At 41.9% G+C, this 21,434-nt stretch carries 20 protein-coding genes and 7 tRNA genes; 18 read left to right on the forward strand and 9 right to left on the reverse strand.

Annotated features, from left to right (window positions below):
• Positions 1–65 precede the first annotated feature (65 nt).
• Positions 66–1,925: a 1-deoxy-D-xylulose-5-phosphate synthase gene (gene dxs / locus WC848_02210; protein MFA5961474.1), complete on the forward strand. Its 1,860-nt coding sequence runs from the start codon at positions 66–68 to the stop codon at positions 1,923–1,925.
• Positions 1,926–2,165: 240 nt separating this feature from the next.
• Positions 2,166–3,836, forward strand: coding sequence for a formate--tetrahydrofolate ligase (locus tag WC848_02215; protein ID MFA5961475.1), 1,671 nt, complete (start codon positions 2,166–2,168; stop codon positions 3,834–3,836).
• A gap of 203 nt (positions 3,837–4,039) precedes the next feature.
• Here the strand turns inward: WC848_02215 and WC848_02220 are convergent, their stop codons facing one another.
• Both WC848_02220 and WC848_02225 read right to left on the reverse strand, forming a co-directional pair.
• Positions 4,040–4,537, reverse strand: coding sequence for an SET domain-containing protein (locus WC848_02220; protein MFA5961476.1), 498 nt, complete (start codon positions 4,535–4,537; stop codon positions 4,040–4,042).
• Between the two features lie 44 nt (positions 4,538–4,581).
• Positions 4,582–5,760 carry a replication-associated recombination protein A gene (locus WC848_02225; GenBank protein MFA5961477.1) on the reverse strand — a complete coding sequence of 393 codons (1,179 nt, stop codon included), beginning with the start codon at positions 5,758–5,760 and terminating at the stop codon, positions 4,582–4,584.
• 212 nt (positions 5,761–5,972) lie between these two features.
• Here WC848_02225 and WC848_02230 point away from each other — a divergent pair, with 212 nt between their 5' ends.
• The 12 genes from WC848_02230 (at position 5,973) to WC848_02285 (ending at position 13,790) form a co-directional block, all read left to right on the forward strand.
• Positions 5,973–6,818 (forward strand): tetrahydrofolate dehydrogenase/cyclohydrolase catalytic domain-containing protein, encoded by an 846-nt coding sequence (locus WC848_02230; protein MFA5961478.1) that lies wholly within the window; start codon positions 5,973–5,975, stop codon positions 6,816–6,818.
• A 195-nt stretch (positions 6,819–7,013) separates the two neighbouring features.
• Positions 7,014–7,307 carry a hypothetical protein gene (locus WC848_02235; GenBank protein MFA5961479.1) on the forward strand — a complete coding sequence of 98 codons (294 nt, stop codon included), beginning with the start codon at positions 7,014–7,016 and terminating at the stop codon, positions 7,305–7,307.
• A 231-nt stretch (positions 7,308–7,538) separates the two neighbouring features.
• Positions 7,539–7,622, forward strand: a tRNA-Leu gene (locus WC848_02240).
• A gap of 21 nt (positions 7,623–7,643) precedes the next feature.
• A tRNA-Leu gene (locus WC848_02245) sits at positions 7,644–7,727 on the forward strand.
• Between the two features lie 79 nt (positions 7,728–7,806).
• Complete coding sequence (locus WC848_02250) at positions 7,807–8,748, forward strand: RluA family pseudouridine synthase (protein ID MFA5961480.1); 942 nt, start codon at positions 7,807–7,809, stop codon at positions 8,746–8,748.
• Positions 8,749–8,871: 123 nt separating this feature from the next.
• Positions 8,872–9,336, forward strand: a complete 465-nt coding sequence (gene rplS, locus WC848_02255; GenBank protein MFA5961481.1) for a 50S ribosomal protein L19 — start codon at positions 8,872–8,874, stop codon at positions 9,334–9,336.
• A gap of 7 nt (positions 9,337–9,343) precedes the next feature.
• Positions 9,344–9,426 (forward strand) — tRNA-Leu (locus WC848_02260).
• A gap of 14 nt (positions 9,427–9,440) precedes the next feature.
• Positions 9,441–9,513: transfer RNA gene (locus WC848_02265), tRNA-Val, on the forward strand.
• A 458-nt stretch (positions 9,514–9,971) separates the two neighbouring features.
• Positions 9,972–10,043, forward strand: a tRNA-Gly gene (locus WC848_02270).
• A gap of 81 nt (positions 10,044–10,124) precedes the next feature.
• Positions 10,125–10,667: a hypothetical protein gene (locus WC848_02275; GenBank protein ID MFA5961482.1), complete on the forward strand. Its 543-nt coding sequence runs from the start codon at positions 10,125–10,127 to the stop codon at positions 10,665–10,667.
• A 197-nt stretch (positions 10,668–10,864) separates the two neighbouring features.
• The gene (locus WC848_02280; GenBank protein MFA5961483.1) at positions 10,865–12,856 is read left to right on the forward strand and encodes a transglycosylase domain-containing protein; all 1,992 of its coding nucleotides are present in this window, start codon (positions 10,865–10,867) and stop codon (positions 12,854–12,856) included.
• 367 nt (positions 12,857–13,223) lie between these two features.
• Positions 13,224–13,790: a 3D domain-containing protein gene (locus WC848_02285; protein MFA5961484.1), complete on the forward strand. Its 567-nt coding sequence runs from the start codon at positions 13,224–13,226 to the stop codon at positions 13,788–13,790.
• A gap of 152 nt (positions 13,791–13,942) precedes the next feature.
• Here WC848_02285 and WC848_02290 read toward each other — a convergent pair whose 3' ends face one another.
• Together WC848_02290 and WC848_02295 are read right to left on the reverse strand one after the other, a co-directional pair.
• Positions 13,943–14,632 carry a class I SAM-dependent methyltransferase gene (locus tag WC848_02290; protein ID MFA5961485.1) on the reverse strand — a complete coding sequence of 230 codons (690 nt, stop codon included), beginning with the start codon at positions 14,630–14,632 and terminating at the stop codon, positions 13,943–13,945.
• A 188-nt stretch (positions 14,633–14,820) separates the two neighbouring features.
• Positions 14,821–15,186, reverse strand: a complete 366-nt coding sequence (locus tag WC848_02295) for a response regulator (protein ID MFA5961486.1) — start codon at positions 15,184–15,186, stop codon at positions 14,821–14,823.
• Between the two features lie 351 nt (positions 15,187–15,537).
• Between WC848_02295 and WC848_02300 the strand changes: the two genes are divergently transcribed.
• The 4 genes from WC848_02300 (at position 15,538) to WC848_02315 (ending at position 17,038) form a co-directional block, all read left to right on the forward strand.
• A complete protein-coding gene (locus WC848_02300) occupies positions 15,538–16,284 on the forward strand; it encodes a helix-turn-helix domain-containing protein (protein ID MFA5961487.1) in 747 nt (248 codons plus the stop codon).
• A gap of 58 nt (positions 16,285–16,342) precedes the next feature.
• Positions 16,343–16,413: transfer RNA gene (locus WC848_02305), tRNA-Cys, on the forward strand.
• A 67-nt stretch (positions 16,414–16,480) separates the two neighbouring features.
• Positions 16,481–16,951, forward strand: coding sequence for an HNH endonuclease signature motif containing protein (locus WC848_02310; protein MFA5961488.1), 471 nt, complete (start codon positions 16,481–16,483; stop codon positions 16,949–16,951).
• 4 nt (positions 16,952–16,955) lie between these two features.
• Positions 16,956–17,038: transfer RNA gene (locus tag WC848_02315), tRNA-Leu, on the forward strand.
• Between the two features lie 38 nt (positions 17,039–17,076).
• Here WC848_02315 and WC848_02320 read toward each other — a convergent pair.
• The 5 genes from WC848_02320 to WC848_02340 form a co-directional block, all read right to left on the reverse strand.
• Complete coding sequence (locus tag WC848_02320) at positions 17,077–17,628, reverse strand: uracil-DNA glycosylase (GenBank protein MFA5961489.1); 552 nt, start codon at positions 17,626–17,628, stop codon at positions 17,077–17,079.
• A 158-nt stretch (positions 17,629–17,786) separates the two neighbouring features.
• Positions 17,787–18,314: a YfcE family phosphodiesterase gene (locus WC848_02325; protein ID MFA5961490.1), complete on the reverse strand. Its 528-nt coding sequence runs from the start codon at positions 18,312–18,314 to the stop codon at positions 17,787–17,789.
• Positions 18,315–18,323: 9 nt separating this feature from the next.
• Complete coding sequence (locus WC848_02330; GenBank protein MFA5961491.1) at positions 18,324–19,070, reverse strand: helix-turn-helix domain-containing protein; 747 nt, start codon at positions 19,068–19,070, stop codon at positions 18,324–18,326.
• A gap of 694 nt (positions 19,071–19,764) precedes the next feature.
• Positions 19,765–20,274, reverse strand: a complete 510-nt coding sequence (locus WC848_02335) for a hypothetical protein (GenBank protein ID MFA5961492.1) — start codon at positions 20,272–20,274, stop codon at positions 19,765–19,767.
• A 66-nt stretch (positions 20,275–20,340) separates the two neighbouring features.
• Positions 20,341–21,162 (reverse strand): deoxyribonuclease IV, encoded by an 822-nt coding sequence (locus WC848_02340; GenBank protein ID MFA5961493.1) that lies wholly within the window; start codon positions 21,160–21,162, stop codon positions 20,341–20,343.
• Positions 21,163–21,434: the final 272 nt, after the last annotated feature.

The following is a 21,434-nucleotide window of genomic DNA, read 5'->3' on the forward strand; positions in this document are numbered from 1 at the left end:
TTTTTGGCGATTGCGCAAGTCCTGATTTTCTAGGCATTTAATATGAAGTTTACTTGTGATAAGTTATGAAGAATAAAAAAAGCAAGAAAATATTAGATGTTGTAAATTATCCGGCGGATTTACGAAAATTGCCTAAGGGAAAATTGCCGAAGCTTTGCGAAGAAGTTCGTGATTATTTGATCGAAAGTGTGGCGCAGAGCGGGGGACATTTCGGATCGAATTTGGGCGTGGTGGAATTGACTGTGGCGTTGCATTATATTTTTGACACACCGAAAGATTTGCTCATTTGGGATGTTGGACATCAGGCCTATGCACACAAGATTCTCACCGGGAGAAAAGACCGGCTTTCTACGATCAGGAAAAAAGGAGGGTTAGCTCCCTTTCCCCGAAGAGAGGAAAGCGAATATGATACTTCGAACACGGGGCATACCAGCACATCAATTAGTCTTGCAACGGGAATGGCTGTTGCAAATCGTAATAAGAAAAAAGCGCCGCATGTTGTCGCTGTGATTGGCGATGGGGCTTTGGCTGGGGGAATGGCCTTTGAAGCGCTCAATCACGCGGGGGATATTAAGGCGGATATTTTGGTGGTGTTGAATGATAATAAGATGTCAATCTCACCCAACGTTGGAGGAATGGAAAAATATTTGACGCGGCTGATTTCTTCTCCGTCCTATGTTAATTTACGCGATAAAGGATTGGAAGTTTTAAAGGGCATGCCAACCGTACAAAAGCTAGTGCACAAAGCCGGCATCCAAGTGCGTGGGGTGATTACTCCTGGGACACTGTTTGAAGAATTGGGGTTTAAATATTATGGACCGATTGATGGGCATGACACAGAGATGCTTTTGGAAGTTTTGGAAAATTTGAAAAAACTGAAAGGGCCACGTTTTTTGCATGTGATCACAAAAAAAGGCAAGGGTTACGCTCCGGCGGAAAAAGATGTTTTTTCTTTGCATGCGACAACTCCTTTTGATCCTGCGACTGGGGAGAAAAATGGCTGCGCTAAAAATATCGCCTACACCGACGTTTTTGCCAATTGGATTTGCGAAAAAACGAAAAAAGATTCCAAGTTGCATGCAATCACGCCGGCAATGACCGGAGGATCGGGGCTTTTGAAATTTAGCGAGCAATTTCCCAATCGTTTTTTTGATGTGGGAATTGCCGAGCAACACGCGCTGACTTTTGCGGCGGGGCTTGCGCTTCAAGGAAAAAAACCGGTTGTGGCGATTTATTCTTCTTTTTTGCAACGAGGTTATGATCAGCTGATCCATGATATCGCTTTGCCTAAACTCGATGTGCTTTTAGCGATTGATCGCGCGGGAATCGTTGGGCCGGACGGGGCGACGCACGCGGGCAGTTTTGATCTGTCATTTTTGCGCATCGTTCCGAATATGATTGTGATGGCGCCATCCGATGAACATGAATGTTATGCAATGCTGGAAGTGGGCTATAATTATTCTGGACCGGCGGCGGTGCGTTATCCTAAGGGTGCTAATCTTTGCGGTTGTGGCGGGAAGAAAAGTCAGTCAATTGAAATTGGAAAAGCTAAGATTGTAAAAAAGGGAAAAAATGTGGCTATCTTAGCGTTTGGAACAATGGTGGGTCGGAGCAAGTATGCGGCGGAAAAAATTGACGGAACATTAGTTGATATGCGTTTCGTGAAACCACTGGACGAGGAACTATTGCGGGAATTATCCCAGACACATCAATATTTTGTAACAGTCGAGGATAATGTGATTATGGGTGGAGCGGGCAGTGCAGTGAATGAGTTTTTTGCGAAAGCCGGTCTTGGTGTTAAAATTAAAAACCTAGGATTGCCGGATGAGTTTCTCTCTCACGGAACACGAGGAGAAATTTTGGCGGAGGTGGAGTTGGATGAGAACGGGATATTCGAGGCAGTGGAGAAGTTTATAAAAGAGTAGAATTTTTATTTATAGCCCCTTCTCCATTAGGGAGAAGGTGGCCGAAGGCCGGATGAGGGAAAGGGCGTTAGATAAAATTATTACTTTCCTACGCAGAACATTTTTATTTTTTAGCATTACCCTTGCCCTCACCTGTCCTTCGGACATCCTCTCCCGAGGGGAGAGGAGTATATATTAAATTTACGAGCTAACCAAGAATTTTTTGTTTGTGTAGGTCTTAACTTTTTTTAAAATAATTTTATGAAAACAGACATCCAAATTGCCAAAGAATCGAAAATGGAACCGATTGAAAGTGTGGCGGAGAAAATCGGCGTCATAAAAAATGATCTGGAGTTGTATGGAGAATACAAAGCGAAGCTAAAACCAGCGCTGTGGGAGAAGATTAAAAATCAAAAAGACGGAAAATTAATTTTAGTCACAGCGATCAGTCCGACGCCGGCAGGCGAGGGAAAGACGACGACTTCAATTGGTCTCGCTATGGCGTTCAGTCGCCTCGGCAAAAAAACGATGTTGGCTTTGCGTGAGCCATCATTAGGACCGTGCATGGGCGTGAAGGGTGGTGCGGCGGGTGGGGGATATTCGCAAGTGATGCCGATGGAAGAAATTAACTTGCATTTCACAGGTGATTTGCATGCCATTACGACGGCCAACAATTTGCTCTCGGCCATTATTGATAATCATATTTTTCAAGGTAATGAATTGCAAATTGATGCGCGCCAAATTCTTTGGAAACGGGCGATGGATTTGAATGACCGGACGTTGCGAAACACGGTGGTTGGTTTGGGCGGAAAATCACAAGGTGTGCCACGGGAAGAAAATTTCAACATCACAGTTGCTTCAGAGATTATGGCAATTTTATGCCTCAGTGAAAATTTGGCTGACCTCAAAAAACGTTTGGGAAATATTTTGGTGGCTTACACATTTTCTGGTGAACCGGTTTATGCGCGTTCTCTCAACGTGGTCGGTGCACTCACTGCAATTTTGAAAGATGCCCTAAAACCAAATTTGGTGCAAACATTGGAACACACGCCGGCTATTATTCACGGCGGACCGTTTGCCAATATTGCGCACGGATGCAATAGTATCTTGGCGACACGCTATGGACTGAAACTGGGAGATTATCTCATCACCGAAGCAGGCTTTGGCGCGGATCTCGGAGCGGAGAAATTTTTCAATATCAAATGTCGCGTCGCAGGATTGAAACCGGATGCAGTAGTGATTGTGGCAACAGTGCGCGCGCTGAAATATTCTGGTGGGATGGAAAAGGAAACACTGGTGATGCCAAATTTGATTCATCTGAAAAAAGGTTTTGCTAATTTGGAAAAGCATGTCGAGAATTTGAAGAAATTCGGCGTGCCGGTCGTGGTTGCTGTGAACGTTTTTCCAACTGACACGCAAAAAGAATTAAAACTCTTGGAGCAAATGGTGAAAAAACTTGGTGCGTCCTATGCGCTCTCTCACGTTTGGGAAAAAGGCGGAGCGGGTGGAGAAGATTTGGCCAAAGTTGTTTTGGAAACGCTGGCCAAGAAAAAAGCGAATTTTAAAGTTCTCTACTCGGAGCAGTCACATATCAAAGTGAAGATCGAAACTATCGCGCAAAAAATTTATGGTGCAAAAAACGTGGAGTTCAGTGCCAAGGCGCAAAAGCAGATGGAAAAGCTGGAAAAAGAAAAATTGGACAAGTTGCCAATTTGTATTGCCAAAACCCAATATTCTTTTTCCGATGACCCAAAGCTCCTGGGAAGACCAAAAGGTTTTACGCTAAATATTCGCGAACTGCGAATTTCCAACGGCGCAGGATTTATTGTCGCGATTGCAGGAGAAATAATGACGATGCCGGGACTGCCAAAAGTGCCCGCGGCGGAAAAGATTGATGTTTCGGAAAGCGGGGAGATTGAGGGGTTGTTTTAGGGAAAATATTTTAGTGAGAGTTATTAAAAAACAGAAGCGCTGTTGATAGCGCTTCTATTTTTTATTGTCGGTTCAGTGTCTCCCTGCCTACCGGCAGGCAGGCTGACCTGAACCGTCTTGTTCTTGTTAAACTATGCAGATATAGCCAGTTGATTAGAAATAAGAGATTCAAGTCGGAGACTTGAACCGACGAGGGTTTTTATTTATTTCACAAATTCGTCAGCATTATTAGCTATTGCGCGCTCTCTTTTTAAAAATTGTGGAATATAGTTTTTATATTTTTTGAATAATTTTGGAGACAAAAAGCGAGCGCTTCTGATTATTTTTCTACAATTATTTTGCTCGCAGTTACATTTCATTTTCCAATTAGGATCGTCTTCTGTTGTAGAATAGTCGATTGTAAGTTGCTCAGATTTTTTGATATTTCTCATTGCGACGACGGTGACGTGACCTTTGAGTCCTACGTTTGGCGTACAGGAGTGATTGATATTAACCCAAGGGTTATTGTCAAGAGGGGCTAGCCAAATATTTTTTTCTATTGCTAGCCAATTTTGACCTTTCTGGGAATCTTTCGGCGAGTATGGACATTTTTCGAGTGTGCCCTTGACTATGAAAATAATTTCATTTTTTTTAATATCAGTCTTAGCAAAAAGACCGTTTCCGAGTTTTTTAGTTTTGGATGTGTAGACTTTAGACATCATTTAGCGCTTATTTACGATTCTTACTGATGTAATGGTATCACGTTTTATATATATTTAGAATCCCCTAATTCTTCCGGCAAATAACTCTGTTCACGACTATCCTCGAGCGGAGTATATTTATAGCCTTTGCCATAATTTAATTCTTTCATTAGTTTTGTTGGCGCGTTACGCAAATGAAGCGGGACGGGAAGATTGCCGAATTTTTCCACGTCTTTTTTGGCTTTGCTGTAGGCAGCGTAGGCAGTGATGTCCTTTTTGGATTTGGCGAGATAAATTACGCATTGGGCGAGGTGGACATTACATTCCGGGTAGCCCAGCTTGTGACAAGCGTCGAAAACGGCATTGGCGAGAAGGAGGGCAGTGTTATTGGCAAGGCCAATGTCTTCGCTGGCAAAACGTACGAGGCGTCGGGCGATATAGAGCGGATCTTCTCCGCCTTCAATCATCCGCGCCAGCCAATAGACGGAAGCGTCCGGGTTTCCGCCGCGCATTGATTTGTGCAGAGCGGAAATAATATTATAATGTTCTTCTCCAGACTTGTCATAGAGCAGATGCGATTTTTGCAAAACTTCTTTTACTAGTTTTGGAGTGATGTTTTCCGTCTGGTTGACGCAAGCTTCGAGAGTATTGAGCGCCATCCGCGCATCACCATTAGAAAGATTGGCAAGTAATTTTATTGTGTCAGAATCTATTTTAATTTTTTTTGTTGCTTTGATTTTTTCCAACGCCCTTTCAATTATTTTTTCCAAATCAGTCGGGGTCAGTTTTTCCAAAACAAAAACACGGGTGCGAGAAACTAAGGCGGAGTTGACTTCGAAGCTGGGATTCTCGGTCGTTGCTCCAATCAGTGTGATCGTGCCGTTTTCGACATGAGGGAGAAGCGCATCTTGCTGGGCTTTATTCCAACGATGAATTTCGTCTATAAATAAAATCGTTTTTTTATTTTGCAGTTTATTCTCTTGGGCTTTCGCAATAATTTCCAAAAGGATTTTTTTGCCAGAGGAAACAGCGCTGATTTTTAAGAATTCTGATTTGGTGGCGGTGGCAATGATGTGGGCGAGCGTGGTTTTTCCTGATCCGGGCGGACCCCAAAGGATCATCGACGGAATGGCGTCACTTTTAATAGCGCGAAAAAGATAGGAAGTTTTTCCAATGAGTTTTTCTTGGCCGAAAAAATCAGTGAGATTTTCCGGGCGAATAAGATCGGGGAGTGGGGTGGGCATGGGATTAAATTATTCTAATTACTAATTGACCTAATTATTCTAAATAAATCTGAGGAGTTTATTCTGAGGATATTATATCACTGAATTGGTGTGGTTGGCAAGGGTGGTTTTTGAGGTGTGCTATACTAGTATATAAATGGCGAATAAAAATGTTGTCTAAATGGTAAACTATGCGGACCAGGTTGCAAACCTGCTCCTGCGGTACGAAGATAATGACAAAAATAATCGACGGGAAAAAGATTGCGGAAGAAATTAAGGAGGAGCTGAAAAGTGATGTTTTGGCTTTGGGAGAAAAAGGGATTGTGCCAGGACTAGTTGTGATTTTGGCCGGGGAGGATAGTGCCTCGCAGGTGTATGTGAAAAATAAAGAACGCGTGGCGAAAGAGATTGGAATTAATTCTGAAGTTGTGAGAATGTCTGCGGAAACTTCGCAAGAAGAGTTGGAAAAAATAATTTTGCAATATAATGTGGATGAAAAGATTCACGGAATTTTGGTGCAATTACCGTTGCCGAAAAATATCGATGCGAAGAAAATAATTAATCTGATTGATCCGAAAAAAGATGTTGATTGTTTTCATCCGGAAAATGTGGGGCGTATGATGATTGGAGACGCGCGGTTTTTGCCTTGCACGCCGGCGGGAATTTTAGAGTTACTCGAGCGAAGTGAAATTTCGGTTGAAGGAAAAAATGTTACGATTGTGGGACGGAGTAATATTGTGGGAAAACCTCTCGCCGTGATGCTCATCAATCTTGGCGCGACAGTGACGGTTTGTAATTCTAAGACAAAAAACTTACAAAAGCTTTGCGCACAAGCGGATATTCTTATTTCAGCAACGGGACGCGCAGGGCTGATTTGCGCCGAGATGGTAAAGCAGGATGCGGTCGTGATTGATGTGGGAATCAATCGAAACGAGGAGGGAAAATTAGTCGGCGATGTTGATTATATTCGCGTTTGTGATAAAACTAGTTGCATTACTCCCGTTCCGGGCGGAGTTGGTCCGATGACGATAATGATGCTGATGCGAAATACAATAATAGCGGCGAAGAATCAAAAATGAATTCCTCCTCGCCCTCCGGGAGAGGATGTCACGAGCACGTGACAGGTGAGGGCAAGGGCTGTATATTATGAATAAACTATACTAATTTAGTTTTTATTTAGTACAACACCCTTTCCCTCATCCGGCCTTCGGCCACCTTCTCCCTAATGGAGAAGGGGATATAAATTTAATTTGTTGTAAAATTAAGTTAAACCTATGCAAATCGAAGTCAAAAATGTCGAAGGTAATCCGGTGAATAATTTGCGCCGACTGGGATATTCATTCCAAAGGCACGAAGGTGATGAAATGAGTTTTGTGCGGCCACTGGCTTCGGCTGGTTATCCACGGTTCCATATGTATGTGAAAATGAATGGGGCGGATATGCTGATCAATATCCATCTGGATGTGAAAAAAGAAACTTATGGCGAGAATACCCGGCATCATGGGGAATATGGTAATGATGGAGCACTGAAAGAGGAGGTAAGACGGCTCAAGGCGCTTTTGGAATAAAATGTGTGTCATCCCCGAGAAGTCGGGGATCCAGGCACCTCAGGTTTAAAATAAAGAAAAAACGAATTATTAAAATTCAAGACTTACTAAAATAGAGAATTTATCAGACTAGTGGCTCGGTTTTCTAGAGTTTAAAACTAGTGGCACCTGGATTCCCGCCTTCGCGGGAATGACAAGATGGATATTTGCCAAAAAAGATATAACACCGTATGATAAATTGGTGCATATATCGGGCACGTGGCGGAATTGGTATACGCGCATGCTTCAGGAGCATGTGGACGTAAGTCCTTGAGAGTTCGAGTCTCTCCGCGCCCACAGAAAAGGAAAAACAAATATGCCCAGATGGCGGAATTGGTATACGCGCCAGTCTTAGGAACTGGTTCTCGCAAGGGATTGGAGGTTCGAGTCCTCTTCTGGGCACAAATAAGATACGCGTCCCGCCAGGGCGGGATTCTCGCAAGGGATTGGAGGTTCGAGTCCTCTTCTGGGCACAAGTGTTATGCAAAAAATAATCATCACAAAAGACAGCTCGGGCGAGCGATTAGATAAATTCCTCAGTAGTGGGGAGTTTTTTGATGGGAAAATTACGCGCAGTGAAATCTCTCGGCAGATCAAGGCGGAGAAAATTTTAGTCAATAGAAATAAAGTCAAATCTGGCTATGTGCTCAAGAATAATGATGTGATCACTTTTGATTTTGAATTTAGCGAAGAGAAAATAATTTTGCCAAAAGAGAAAAAAGAATTGCCGATTATTTTTTCGGATGAAAATATTATCGTGATTGACAAACCAGCCGGGATGCAGGTGCATCCGGACGATACAAGAAAAGAGGACACGCTAGTGAATTATCTTGTTGCCCAATTTCCTGAAATTGAAAGTGTCCGTGAGAATACTAAAGAAGGAAAGTTGCGTCCGGGGATTGTGCATCGGTTGGATAAGGATACGAGCGGAGTGATTGTGGTCGCAAGAAATATGGAAACATTCTTGGAGTTGAAACGTCAATTTCAAGACAAGGAGGTCGTGAAAAAATATCAAGCGATTGTCTATGGCGTGCCAGATCCAGCAGAGGGCGTGATTGAAAAACCATTGGCGCGTTCGGCGGATTATCGCCGGCAAGTGGTGGCAGGACACAAAACAAGGACAAAAATTCGCGAGGCAATGACGAGATATCGAACTTTGAAGACGTCCAAAGATGGGTTTGCTCTTTTGGAGCTTTCGCCCAAAACCGGCCGGATGCATCAGATCCGCGTACACTTAACTTCCATCGGACACCCGATTGTGGGGGATAAGAAGTATTTTTTGCGCGGGATTGCCCGTCTTGATTCTGCCAGAAGGCAGCTCCTGCACGCCGAGTCGATCGAATTTACCCTTTTTGGCAATACTTATGCATTTAGCTCTCCCTTACCCGAGGATTTTTTGAATTTTGGCCATTTCCTTGACTAAAAGGGGGAAAAGAGATAGTATGAAAAAGCGAAAAATTACACCACCAGGTGTGATTTTCAGGGAAGGATAAGAGGCTTTTGGGGCCTATTTTAATTTTAAGTAATAATTTGCTATAATAATCGTATGGAAAAGAAGATCATTGAATTCAACAAATCTCAGCGAGCACTGAAAAGCGAGCAAGAATTTCACAGTGGAGATGTGGTTAAGGTATTTCTCAGAATTAAGGAAGGCGCCAAGGAGCGTACTCAAATTTTTGAAGGTCTGGTTATCGCTGTCAAAGGTGGACAAAGCTCTTCTCCAACAATCACTGTGCGAAAAGTAACGCATGATGTCGGCGTGGAAATGATTGTCCCGGTTGGCTCGAAGAATGTGGAAAAGATCGAACTTGTGAAGCGGGCCAAAGTGCGCCGTGCAAAACTGTATTATATCCGAACGCTCACGACAAAGCAGAGTCGTATGAAATACAAGGATATCAAGGATGTGAACAAGAAAGATAAGCCAAAAGTTGAGACTGTCAAAGCGGAAGTGGCATCTGAAAAAGTGGAAGAAAAAGCTGTGGAAAAAGTTGAAGAAAAAAAAGCGGAGTAATTTTCGCGCCTTCGTGGTGGAATTGGTATACACACATGCTTGAGGTGCATGGGTCGCAAGGCCGTGCGGGTTCGAGTCCCGCCGAAGGCACCGATAGTATGCGCGGATCCTTAGCTCAATGGCTAGAGCACCTCGTTTACACCGAGGGGGTTATAGGTTCGAGTCCTATAGGGTCCACAGTGCCGAGTTAGCTCAGTGGTAGAGCAGAGGACTGGTTTTCGGTCCGCTCTGAAGTAATTCAGGGATGAAAATTGGATGAATTCGAGGAAGCCTAAAACTAATTTTATTAGAAACGGTAATCTCGAGCTAAGCTTCAAAGGGCCTCAGGTTTTGAAGAAAGTGTAGAGACTAGCAAGTGAGTCCCAACAATAATCTTGCATTAGCGTCCAATATCCTATTTTGCTAAGTTGGCAAAAGGATAATGAAATAGTCCGATCCTTGGGGAAACTCAAGAAAAATAACAAGGAAAATCCTTGTGTCCCCGGTTCAATCCCGGGACTCGGCACAGATTGCATAAAATTGAAAGTCCGTTCGCGGGCTTTCCTGTCGTAGCTATGCTGCGGCGGGACGAAGCCAGCTTTCGCTCGACTTCTGCGGGTTTTACCACGCCGAAGCCGAGCTTCAGCTTGGCGAAGGCGGGTGTCGTATAGTGGCTATTATATCAGCCTTCCAAGCTGAGGAGGGGGGTTCGATTCCCCCTACCCGCTCAGATAAAATAGAAATCTCCCCAGAAAGGAGGTTTTTATTTTTTATGCTAGAATAGCATTAGCTATTAACTATGAATTAATATGGATAAAAAAGAGATATGCGTATTGCCTGGGACTGGCCAAATTGTAAAAAACTATGGATATGATGGTTTGGATATTTGGATAACTGGTCAAATAGAAGTCATCCCTGACGCTAAAGTTTTTATTGGGCATAGCTTGGGTGCAAGTTTTATTTTAAAATCAAAAGTTAACAGCGCCAGTAAATTTATATTTATCAATCCCTTAGTTAAAAAGAGAAACTTTTTTATGCATTTCATAAACTGGATAAGATTTCTTGTTTTTGAAGGGTTTAAGGTTAAAAAAGCGGTTCCCGCGAAATATTGGGGGCACACTTTTAGGCAAGTGGTAGTTTTGCTAAGAGTTGACGTTCTTAAACAACTGAAACAGATTCCAAAGGAAAATATAATTATAATTCGAGGAAAATTTGATAATTATTTTTGTGATAGAGAAAATTTTGAAATATTAAAGGCAAATAATTTTAGTTTACTTGAGGTTGACGCCGGGCATGATTGGAATGCAAATGTTGCGAAAGCTGTGGCGAGTATTATTGAAAGTTGGAAATAATAGTAATAATAAATTTAAAGTCTAAGTTTAAAATTGTTACGTAAAAAAGACAATACAAAAAGCCCCAAAATATCTTGGAGCTTTTTGTGTTTTATGGTCTAATATTGGCCAAATTTTGACCTTCGACGCATCTGTGCTATGGTGGAAAGGAAATGGGGGTGATTATCTCCAGAACTAAGAACTTTTTGACAGGAGATATGAAGAACTACACACTTTGGTATTATTGCAAAGAAGTCTTTTTGGGTGTCATGACCGCAATTTTCATGTTTGTTTTTGGCGCGGCCATTGCTACTTTTTTTATCTATAAATATCAAACACCTAGCGTAGCAGAAATATCCAGTTTTCGTCCGCCGCAAACTTCAATTATCTATGATCGCACGGGGAAAACTGTGCTTTATGAGATTCACGGTGAGGAGAACCGCAAAGTACTCTCTCATGCTGAGATTCCGGATGTGGTGCGGATTGCGACAATTGCGACGGAGGATAAGAATTTCTATTCCCATTTTGGAGTAGATATTTTGTCGATCTTGCGCGCGATGAAAGTCAATGCTAAAAACGGCGAGGTTTCTCAAGGCGGCTCAACCATCACGCAACAACTGGCGCGCAATGTTTATCTGACGCGGGAAAAAACTTTGCGCCGGAAATTTATGGAGACGCTGATCGCTTTTAAGATTGAGAAAAATTTTACTAAAGAGGAAATACTAGACCGCTATCTCAACCAAGTCCCTTATGGTTCTAATGCGTATGGGATCGAAGCGGCCGCCGAAGTTTTTTTGGGGAAATCAGCAAAGGAGCTTAATCTCTCCGAAGCGGTTTTTCTTTCTGCGTTGCCTAAAGCACCGACCTACTATTCGCCGTATGGAGATAATATCAGTGAATTGACCGCGCGCTATCGGGGTATTTTGGATCAAATGGCTCAACAGAAATCAGCCGATCCGGTGGAGATTGAGCAGGCGAGAAAAACTAATATCTTAGCGAAAATTGAACCTTTTCGTGAACCGATTTTAGCGCCGCATTTTGTTTTTTATGTGACTAGCCAATTGGAAGAAAAATATGGTCGGGACTTTTTGGAGCGTGGCGGGTTGAAAATTATTACTACTCTGGATTATGACTTGCAAAGAATCGGGGAAAAAGTGGTAGCTGACGGGGCGAAAAGAAATCTGAGTTATGGCGCAGAAAATGCATCACTGGTGGCGGTTGATCCAAAAAGCGGAGAAGTTTTGACAATGGTCGGCAGCCGTAATTTTTTTGACCAATCAATCGATGGTCAGGTGAATGTGGCAGTACGACTGCGTCAGCCTGGATCTTCATTCAAGCCAATTGTCTATGCGACGGCCTTTGAAAAAGGTTATCAGCCGGAAACATTAATCCTAGACGCTCCGACTAATTTTGGACCGGATGGCGGAGGCATTAGTTACATCCCGCAAAACTATGACGGAAAATTTCACGGCGTGTTGCCGATGCGAAAAACATTAGCAATGTCACTGAATATTCCCGCCATCAAAACACTTTCTTTGGTCGGGATTGATAGCGCGATTGATATGGCGCATCGTCTCGGCATTACCACTTTAAATGATAGAAATCGCTATGGACTATCTTTAGCGATCGGTGGGGCGGAAGTAAAATTGGTCGACATGGTTGGTGTTTTTGGAGTATTTGCGACGGAGGGAAAAAAATATCCACTGCACTCTATCTTAGAAATCGTGGATAATAACGGTCAATCATATTTTGATAAAGCTCAAAGTAAGCAAGTGATTGATGTGGAGGTAGCTAGGAAGATCGACTCTATCCTTTCAGATAATGATGCGCGCTCGGCAACATTTGGCGCGAGGAGCCCACTTTTTATTCCCGGGCGTACGGTTGCAGCTAAAACGGGAACATCGCAAGATTTTCGCGATGCTTGGACGGTTGGATTCACGCCGTCTATTGCTGTCGGAGTTTGGGCGGGTAACAATGACTCGCGTCCGATGCACGCTGGCGCGGATGGCGTCTTTGTGGCCGCTCCGATCTGGCGCAGTTTCATGGATCTGGTACTTTCACGCTATCCCAACGAGGGCTTTACTGCCTATAGTGTTATTCATAAAGACGAAAAAGTGGTTTTAAGTGAAGAAGAGCTGAAAAAACTTGAAGAGCAGAAAAAGCAAGAAGAGAAAGACAAGAAAAAAGCGGGAAAGAAGAAAAAGAAATAAAAAACTCCTCCTCGCCCTTCGGGAGAGGATGTCACGAGCACGTGACAGGTGAGGGCAAGGGTTATATGTTAAGAGTAATCTAAACAAAGCTAGTTTTTTCTCAATATATAACCCTTTCCCTCATCCGGCCTTCGGCCACCTTCTCCCGAAGGGCGAAGGGGATATTAGCAGAGCCCTTCCTGGGGCTTTTTTGATTTGCAGGGCTTATTTAAGCCAATAAGACGCAAATGGCTAAAATGCGATGGCTTATTAGAGCCAAAATAGCGCCATAATGCTTGACTTTTTGGGCATTATTTGCTAAGATTGTAGGTCAGTCTGAAAAGGGGAACTAGATCCCTGACTGGCAATTAACAATTAAAGTTTATGTATGCGTATTAGCACGAAATTGGCCATTCTAGCTGGTTTTGCTGTCATCCTAAGTTTTGGAACGATGGTAGAAACGGTGAAGGCTGATGAGTCTAATCAAACAAAAATAAACTTCAATATCGTAGAAAATATCTTGACTATCGGACAAACAAATGTCTGTATGGCCGAGGAACTTGCTCCAACTGCGGAAGTTATGGCAGAAAAGAAGGTGGAGGAAGTAAAAAAGGAAGAAAATGTAATTGAAACTAAAAAAGTACCTAATAATAGCAATCTTCCAGAAGGGAAATTCATTATCAATGCTTCAGCGTATACTGCTGCGGCAGATGAGTGTGGCAAAAGCGATGGAATTACCGCTTCGGGAAAAAAGGTAAAGGAAAATGAGACAATCGCTTGTCCAAAAAACTTTGCTTTTGGAACAAAGGTCAACATCGAAGGCTATGGGACTTACATCTGCCAAGATCGCGGAGGTGCGATTAAGGGGAATAAGATTGATATCTACATGGAAACAAAAGCGCAAGCGTTTGCTTTCGGTAGACGAAACTTAGTCGCCCAGATTGTGACTGAATAGTTAAAAAGAGCACTCCGAGTAATCGGGGTGCTTTTTTTATGCAAATTTTCAAATAAAAAAACCTTTCTGCTATGTTTAGCAAAAAGGTTTGGAGTGGTGGGATTTTCTGGGGATAGGTTAAGAATTTTAGTGAGGCGCGGCGTCTAAATAAATCAGGCGACTTTTTGGAAAAGTACGGAATGAATTTTGATTCCATTAACATCATCTTCCGGGCAATTTTCCATGTAGTCAATTACTTTTAAGGCGGGAAATTCAGCGATGAGTTTTTCGATTGTGAAACAGCGCATATAATGCTTTCCCCACAGACAGAAGTCTTTACCTTTTGGAACCTTGAATTTTTCCGGCAATGGATCGGCGAATTGGGAGCTGATTAGATATCCGCCATATCTGAGACAGCTTAAGATGTTATCTTTGTATGCTGGAAGGTATGCTCTGCGGATATGATCCATTACAGACCAATCAATTACAAGACTAAATGCAAGATCTAATTTCAAGTGGCTATCAAGAAGGGCTGTGGGTAAAGTAAAGTCTAAATTTTCAAGGTAAAATCTTGGATAGCCACCAATAGTTTCGCAACAATTTCTCAGTGCGTTTTCGGAGATATCAATCCCCAGTAGTGGAATATTTTTTTCTAGAAAATATTTGGCATTGCGCCCGTCAGCTCCAATGCCGATATCCAGAACATTTCCGTAATAAATTCTTTTTACATGTTTTTCAAAAAGGGCAACCATCGATGGGCTGGGAGTTGTTCCCCAACCATATCCTCGCTCCAGCCGTGTCGCTGGATCCTGATACGCTTCGTCGTAAAAATCCTTTTCGATTTTAAGGTGCTTTGGTTTCATTTTGACCTCCTTTGGTTAATTTTCTTTCATCTCAAATTTCAAAACTTTTTTGAAACCTGGGAAAAGAAGGCGAGCAGGATGCGATGATCTGCGGGCTCGCCTTGAAACCTAAAGAAAGAACAATTTCAGGAGAATTAGAAAATATCTTCCCCAAGTAGTATCTCTTTTTAAAAGTTATTTCTACTCGATTACTCAGCCTTTAACGAACAAATCAAACGCGGTATTTCCTTCCTTAAAAAATCACTTATGCTGGAAGGATCTGCGGACAAGTTACACCCGGCCGCTTGCTGCAATGCCCGAATGTTGGGATTGCTACTTGAAGCAACCATGATCGCTTCAGGGAATTTTTCCCTTGCCAATTTAATAAGATCAATGCTGATTCCATCCGGAAGATTAAAGTCCCAAATGATTAGTTGGAATTTATGTTGTATGATTATACATGATGCCTGTAGTAGAGTTGTCGCCCAATAGACATCACAACCAAATTCTTCGCAAGTAAATCCAATGTTTTCACCTGTTGCAAGATGATCTTCGACTATTAATACTTTTATCATTTTATTGTCCTTTTTATAATGTACAATTTTTATCTCCCCAAGAATCCATTTCTTAGTTTGACTCTGGAGCATAGCAGATAAAACAACACGTGTCAACAAAATATTGTTGACGACAATAAGAAATTGATGTATAATGGGTCTAGGATAAGCGAAATTGGGCTTGGGGTGTCGCTTTATGGTTGACGGGGTAAAAAGCTTAAAATTCACTGCATTGTCGGTTCAGTGTCTCCTGACCTGAACTACCTAGTTCTTATTTGGATTTGTGGTGAAAAGTTAGCTGGTTAGAAATAAAAGGTTCAAGTCAGAGACTTGAACCAACGCTGGATGTAATTATTAACAAAAATCAATCTTATGGAACAAGAACTATTAGCTTTGGGGCTGACTTGGAATGAGGTGAAAGTATACAAAAGCCTAATGAAACTGGGCGAGACACAAGTGGGTGGCGTGATTGCTGATCTCAAAATTCATCGTCAGATTGCCTATAACGCCCTTGACGCGCTCGAAAAGCGCGGGATGGTGGCGAAGACGATGAAAAATAAGTTTCAGCACTATAAAATTGTGGATCCGGAAGTGATTGTGGAAAATGTGAGAAAGCAGGAAGCCTTAGCAGAAAGGTTAGCGCGGACCATCAAGCACGAGATGAAAAAAAGCCGGCACGAGAACGAGATTAACATCTATTCTGGCCAAGCCGGTGCGCAAAAATTTTATACATATGTCTATAAAAAAATGCCCAAAGGAGCGGAGACGTATATTATGGGCGTATCTGTGAAAGGACATTTGAACTCTTTAGGGGAAGATTTTATTCGAGGGACATATAATAAGCTAAAAACTGAAAAGCAAATAGTTGGAAAGCTGGTGATGGGTGAGAGTGAGCGCAATGATAATGAAGAATTTGGTGAAAAAACCAATCCGAAATTGCGAGAGTCTCGCTATTTGCCATATGAAAATAGCAATCCAGTGTCCACGACAATTTGGCCGGACAGAATCACTTTCATGGCGACAGGCAAAGATATCTTTCTCATCGAAATCATCAATCAAGAATTTCGTGATTCCTATAAGGCTCATTTTGATATGCTTTGGAAGATGGCGAAGAAATAGAGCGTTATAATTGACTTTAGGGCTTGAGCTTGGTAGTATTTACCTGTGGTCAAAAATTGGTCCGGTGGCCGAGCAGTTAGGCAAGGGTCTGCAAAACCCTGTACAGCAGTGCGAATCTGCTCCGGACCTCAAATTTCCATAAAATTTACTATTGTGGTATACTTATAAGGTGATATTAATCAACGAGTATACCATTATGAGAAAAAGAAGTTGGACAGAAAATGAATTGAAAAAAGCAGTTAAATTATCCACAAGCGTTAGACAGGTTTTGAAAAGATTGAAACTAAAAGAAGCTGGTGGAAATTATTCCCAAATAAAAAAGTTTTTAGCTGAATATAAAATAAACACGGAGCATTTTACGGGAAAGGGCTGGAACAAGGGGATGCGGGGAATTGGAAAGCCGCGAAGAAAATTAGAAGAGATTTTAAAGAAAAACACCGACTTTCAAAGTTTTAAGCTAAAGAAAAGATTATTTTTTGCAAAATTAAAGCCAAAGCGTTGTGAGGAATGCGGCTGGCATAAAGTATCTGATGATGGACGATTACCGCTAGAACTTGATCACATTAATGGTGACAGTAAAGACAATCGATTGGAAAACTTGCGCGTGCTATGTCCCAATTGTCATAGCCTAAAACCAACACACAGAGGACGGAATCGAAAAAAATAATTTTGGGCGAGTGGTGAAATGGTATACACTCGACACTTAAAATGTCGCGGAGCTTGCTCCATGAGGGTTCGAGTCCCTCCTCGCCCACAGTAAATTTAGCATCAAAAAATCGCCACTGAGGCGATTTATTTTTTCTCTTCTTGTTCAATTTTTGCAATAATTTTCGGAATCCGTTTGAAATCTTTGATGAGCGTTTCGCGCATTCCGCCATTATAGAGCGCCGCCGCAGGATGATAAAGTGTGTAGAAAATCTGCTTGCCCATACCTTCGATGTCTTTTCTCATCGCTTTGCCGTGAACTTCGGAAATCTTAAAACCAGGCAAAAATCTTTCCATCGAATGGCGGCCAAGCGTGACGATTAGTTTGGGCTGGATAATTTTTATTTGTTCCAAAAGCCAGGGCCAGCAAGCAGCGACTTCTTCGGGGAGCGGGTCGCGATTTTCCGGTGGGCGGCATTTGCAGACATTGGCGATGTAGACGTCTTCGCGTTTAAGCTTGATTGTCTCGAGCATTTCATTGAGAAATTTTCCGGCGGCACCGACAAAAGGCACTCCGGTTTCATCTTCTTTTCTTCCGGGTGCTTCACCGATAAACATAATTTTCGCATCGGCATTTCCTGCGCCGGGAACGACCTGGGTGCAACCTTTTCTTAGCGCGCACTGGGAACAGGCGAGCATTGCTGCGTTTAGTTTTTCGAGTTTGGATTGGTTTGACATGGAAGAAATGTAAAATGTAAAAATCAAAAATCAAAATGACAAATCAAAATAAAAAATTCGGAATTTAAGCATTTTGAATTTCACATTGTCATTTTGATATTTGCATTTTGATTTTTAATTTATTTCAAATCATGAATTCTCAATAGTTTAAAATTATCATTTTCAGTATTCCACACCGCAAACGTCGGTGGATAGATTTCTCCCGCAACATTGCCAGGATTGAGCACTGTACATTTTATCGATCCTTGGTCCGCCGTAGTTTCAACGGAGGAGACCCAAGGTTTATGCGTGTGACCATGAAAAACAAAAGCATATTTTCCAGTTTCCGCTAATCTTCTGGCTTCACGGGGAAAATGGACAAAGGCAATTTGCTTATTCTCAATTATAGTTTCGCCGAAATTTTTGAATAAAAAAGTCTGGCGATATTTTTCTACTGATTCAAGCTCGCGCAGTTCGGTGTAATCGGCATTACCGAAAGTGTAATAAATAACGCCTGCAAAATTATCATTCATGAGATCAAGCACTTCTTTTGAGGCTAAGTCTCCGCAACAAATGAGCGTGGTAATTTTTTGTTCGGCGCAATAACGCAAAACTTTTTCCAAGTTGACTTCGTTATTGTGAATGTCGGAGGTGATGGCGATTTGCATATTATTTTTTTATTTTCTATTATCCAACATTCTCCAATTAAGTTCAAAGATGGTTTTTAGGGTAATGTAGATTTTTTCACTTTCAATGATGAGGCCTAGGTTTTCCTTGAAGGACATAATGCCGATTTTTCTTTTGCCATAGAGGTTTATCTCAACTTCCAGGCATAGTTCACGGGAATCATAGAGGCGGGTTTCTCGCAGGTGCTTTTTATCCTCCGCCTGAATCTTTTGCACAACTCCCAGATTTTGTCCAATAGCGCGCATCCAAATTTTTTTCTCAATTCTTTTTTTGAGATAATAATCCCACATATAATTTTCATCAAAATAGGTGAAGACGTCCGTCGTGCCCCACATCAGGATTTCTTGTCCGGGATAATTTAGGGTGTCTTGATAGACATTTTTGATTCCTTCACTACCTTCAAAATACTTCACGTCCGGTTTTTTGTCGATGCAGCTGGCCAGCGAGAGTAGTTGCGGAAGAATTCCCTTGAGCACGGTTTTCTTTTCTTCCAGCTGATTTTCCAAAATTCTCGGATCCTCGGCATAATAGAGCGTGCGTTTTTTTCTTTTTGTTGTTCCGATGAGACCCTTGGCTTTTAGTGCTTCGATTACATCATAGACGGTTGTGCGTTTGATCTTGGATTTGCGAGAAATTTGCTCGACAGTCGTTTCGCCCAATTCTAAAAGCTCGACATAAACATCAGCTTCACGCTCCGAGAGGTTGAGTTTTTCCAGTTGCTTTTTGAGAATAGCCATGGTAAAAGATATTTTGTCGGCGAAAGGGTCGTTTTGGATAGGTTAGCATAGAGACTAGAATTTGTCTATATTTAGGTAAAAAATAGCTTAGATTGTGTCTAGTATAGTAATTTTATTAAAAAATGACATAAAATCTTTTAAATAGTATAGGCTGTAATTTCACAGATATCGAAGGTTGTTTGACAATTTAATTCACTTGGATGCACTTAAAAAGTGTAGAAGGAGGTGTTTATGGAATTAAATGAGTTGCTAATAATAGGTTTGTTTTTTGTAATCGGCGCTGTTTTTTTGGCATATTTCACTTTCATATTGCAAAAAATAAAAAAATGGATACAAAATAATAAAAAATAAATGAGCGAAGGTGTGAAAGGAGGTTTTATGTTTAGGAACATCGAGAAGTTCTTTGAAAAAAAGCTTAGATGCCGAGCATCTAAGGTGGAGGGGGTGAGCTGCCCCAAATGCAGCTCTTTTAACTTGGAGTTAAAAAGAAGAGAATTTTTAGAGAGAGGTAGTTACGGAGGAGCAGTTTTTCATTTGGAGTATAAGTGCCTTGATTGCGAAACGGAATTGGAGACTACTCGTGAACTGTTGATGACACTTCGTTAGAAATAGGTCGAGGCATGAAAGTTTTTAACAAAGCTTTCCTGTTTTTTATTGCGAATAAAAAAACCAGTCAAAGCGGGACTGGCACCGGTTATTTTTTCAGGTGTTTTGCTTGGGGGCAGTTGATGCAAGAGAAATAATAAATCTTGTTTTTGCTTGCGAAAATTGCACAGCTTCCAATGAAAGTGCAACCGCCGCTTTGATGAAGGGCTACTTCTCTAGGGTGAAGTTCGCGAGACAGTTTGGTCATAATAATCTCATTTCCCGATTCAGTGCGGACGTATTTTTTTAGCCGCCGGAGCTCACTCATTTCTCGTTTCTTGGCATACGCTTTCAGTATATCTTTATATGTAGGCATAGGGACTGGCTTTCGGCGAACTGCAGGAACTGATTTTTGCCGTTTTTGGTCAAATATTTTCCAATCCATCCAGGATTCAGCGGGAATACCATAAAGTGATTTTAGCCAATTTCTTACTTTTTTAAAATTACTACTTTCAAATAATTCTTTTTCCTCCTTTGATAGCATATCGTAGTAATCTGTGTCCGACAGCTTATCTTTCCGATTGTTTAAATCACTGCCAGTTGCATTGTTCATGCGCATCCCTCCTTAAATTAATGTTATTTTTTGGTAAAGAGCCGGTCTTTTGTTGGACTGATCTGAAAAAATTTAGCCTCTGAATTTTTTGAGGAGCTTAATATCTTCTATTACTCTATCATGATCAGTTTCTAAAATCATATCAGTATTATTTTCTTTGGCGAATGTGACAATATTTTGAAATGCGGCTTCGCCAATTTTGCCTTCGCCAATATGGGCGTGGCGGTCACGCTTGGAATCGAAATCAGTCAAGCTGTCGTTGGCGTGGAAAAGTTTAATTTTTTTCAAACCCAATTCTTGGTCGATCCGCGTAAGGGTTTTCTCAAAATCTCGCCAGTCATAACCGGAAGCAAAAGAGTGTTGAGTGTCGAGGCAAATTCCGGCTATGGCTTTACTTTTTACTCCATCAATTATAGTTTTGAGATCAGCGAGCGAACTGCCGATAATTTCTCCCGCGCCGGCGCTGTTTTCCAAAAGAAGTTTAGTTTTTCCGGAATAATTTTCCAAAGTTTTTTTGAGCATCTCAATTACTTTTTGGATCGACTCGTCGTGAGTCATGCCTTTGGCTGATCCGAGGTGGGTCATGACATATTTCGCACCGATGAGGCTTCCGCGCTCCAGTTCGTCGCGAACGATTGGGACTGAGCCGTAGCGGATTTTGTTATCCAATGAAGCGAAGTTGATATAGTATGGCGTGTGGATGTAGGTGGCAAGAATTTTGAATTTTGAATTTTGAATTTTGAACTGCGCGCAGATTTCCGGCGTCAGTTCTGGCGCTTTGCCACCGCGCGGGGAGCGGGTGAAAATTTGCATCACTTCACAACCTAAATCAGCGGCTCGTTCGGGAGCATTGATTATTCCGCCAGCGATGGAGACGTGAGCGCCTATGTTCATAATAGTTAATTGGACTATTTTTAGTGTAGTTTTATTTTAGCACAAAAATTAATTATGTTCAGATAGTGTTTTCTTTGTGTCATTCCCGCGGAGGCGGGAATCCAGGCACCTCAGGCTTAAAATAAAGATAAAACGAATTATTGAAATTCAAGACTAGCTGAAATTGAGAGCTTGCTGGACTTGTATTTCGATTTTCCAGAGTTGGTAACTAGTGGAAACTGGATTCCCGCCTTGCTCCACCGCTAAAGCTAAGGCGGCACGCGGTCGCGGGA

The organism is Parcubacteria group bacterium (genome assembly GCA_041659505.1).
Lineage (GTDB): Bacteria > Patescibacteriota > Minisyncoccia > Moranbacterales > UBA2206 > UBA9630.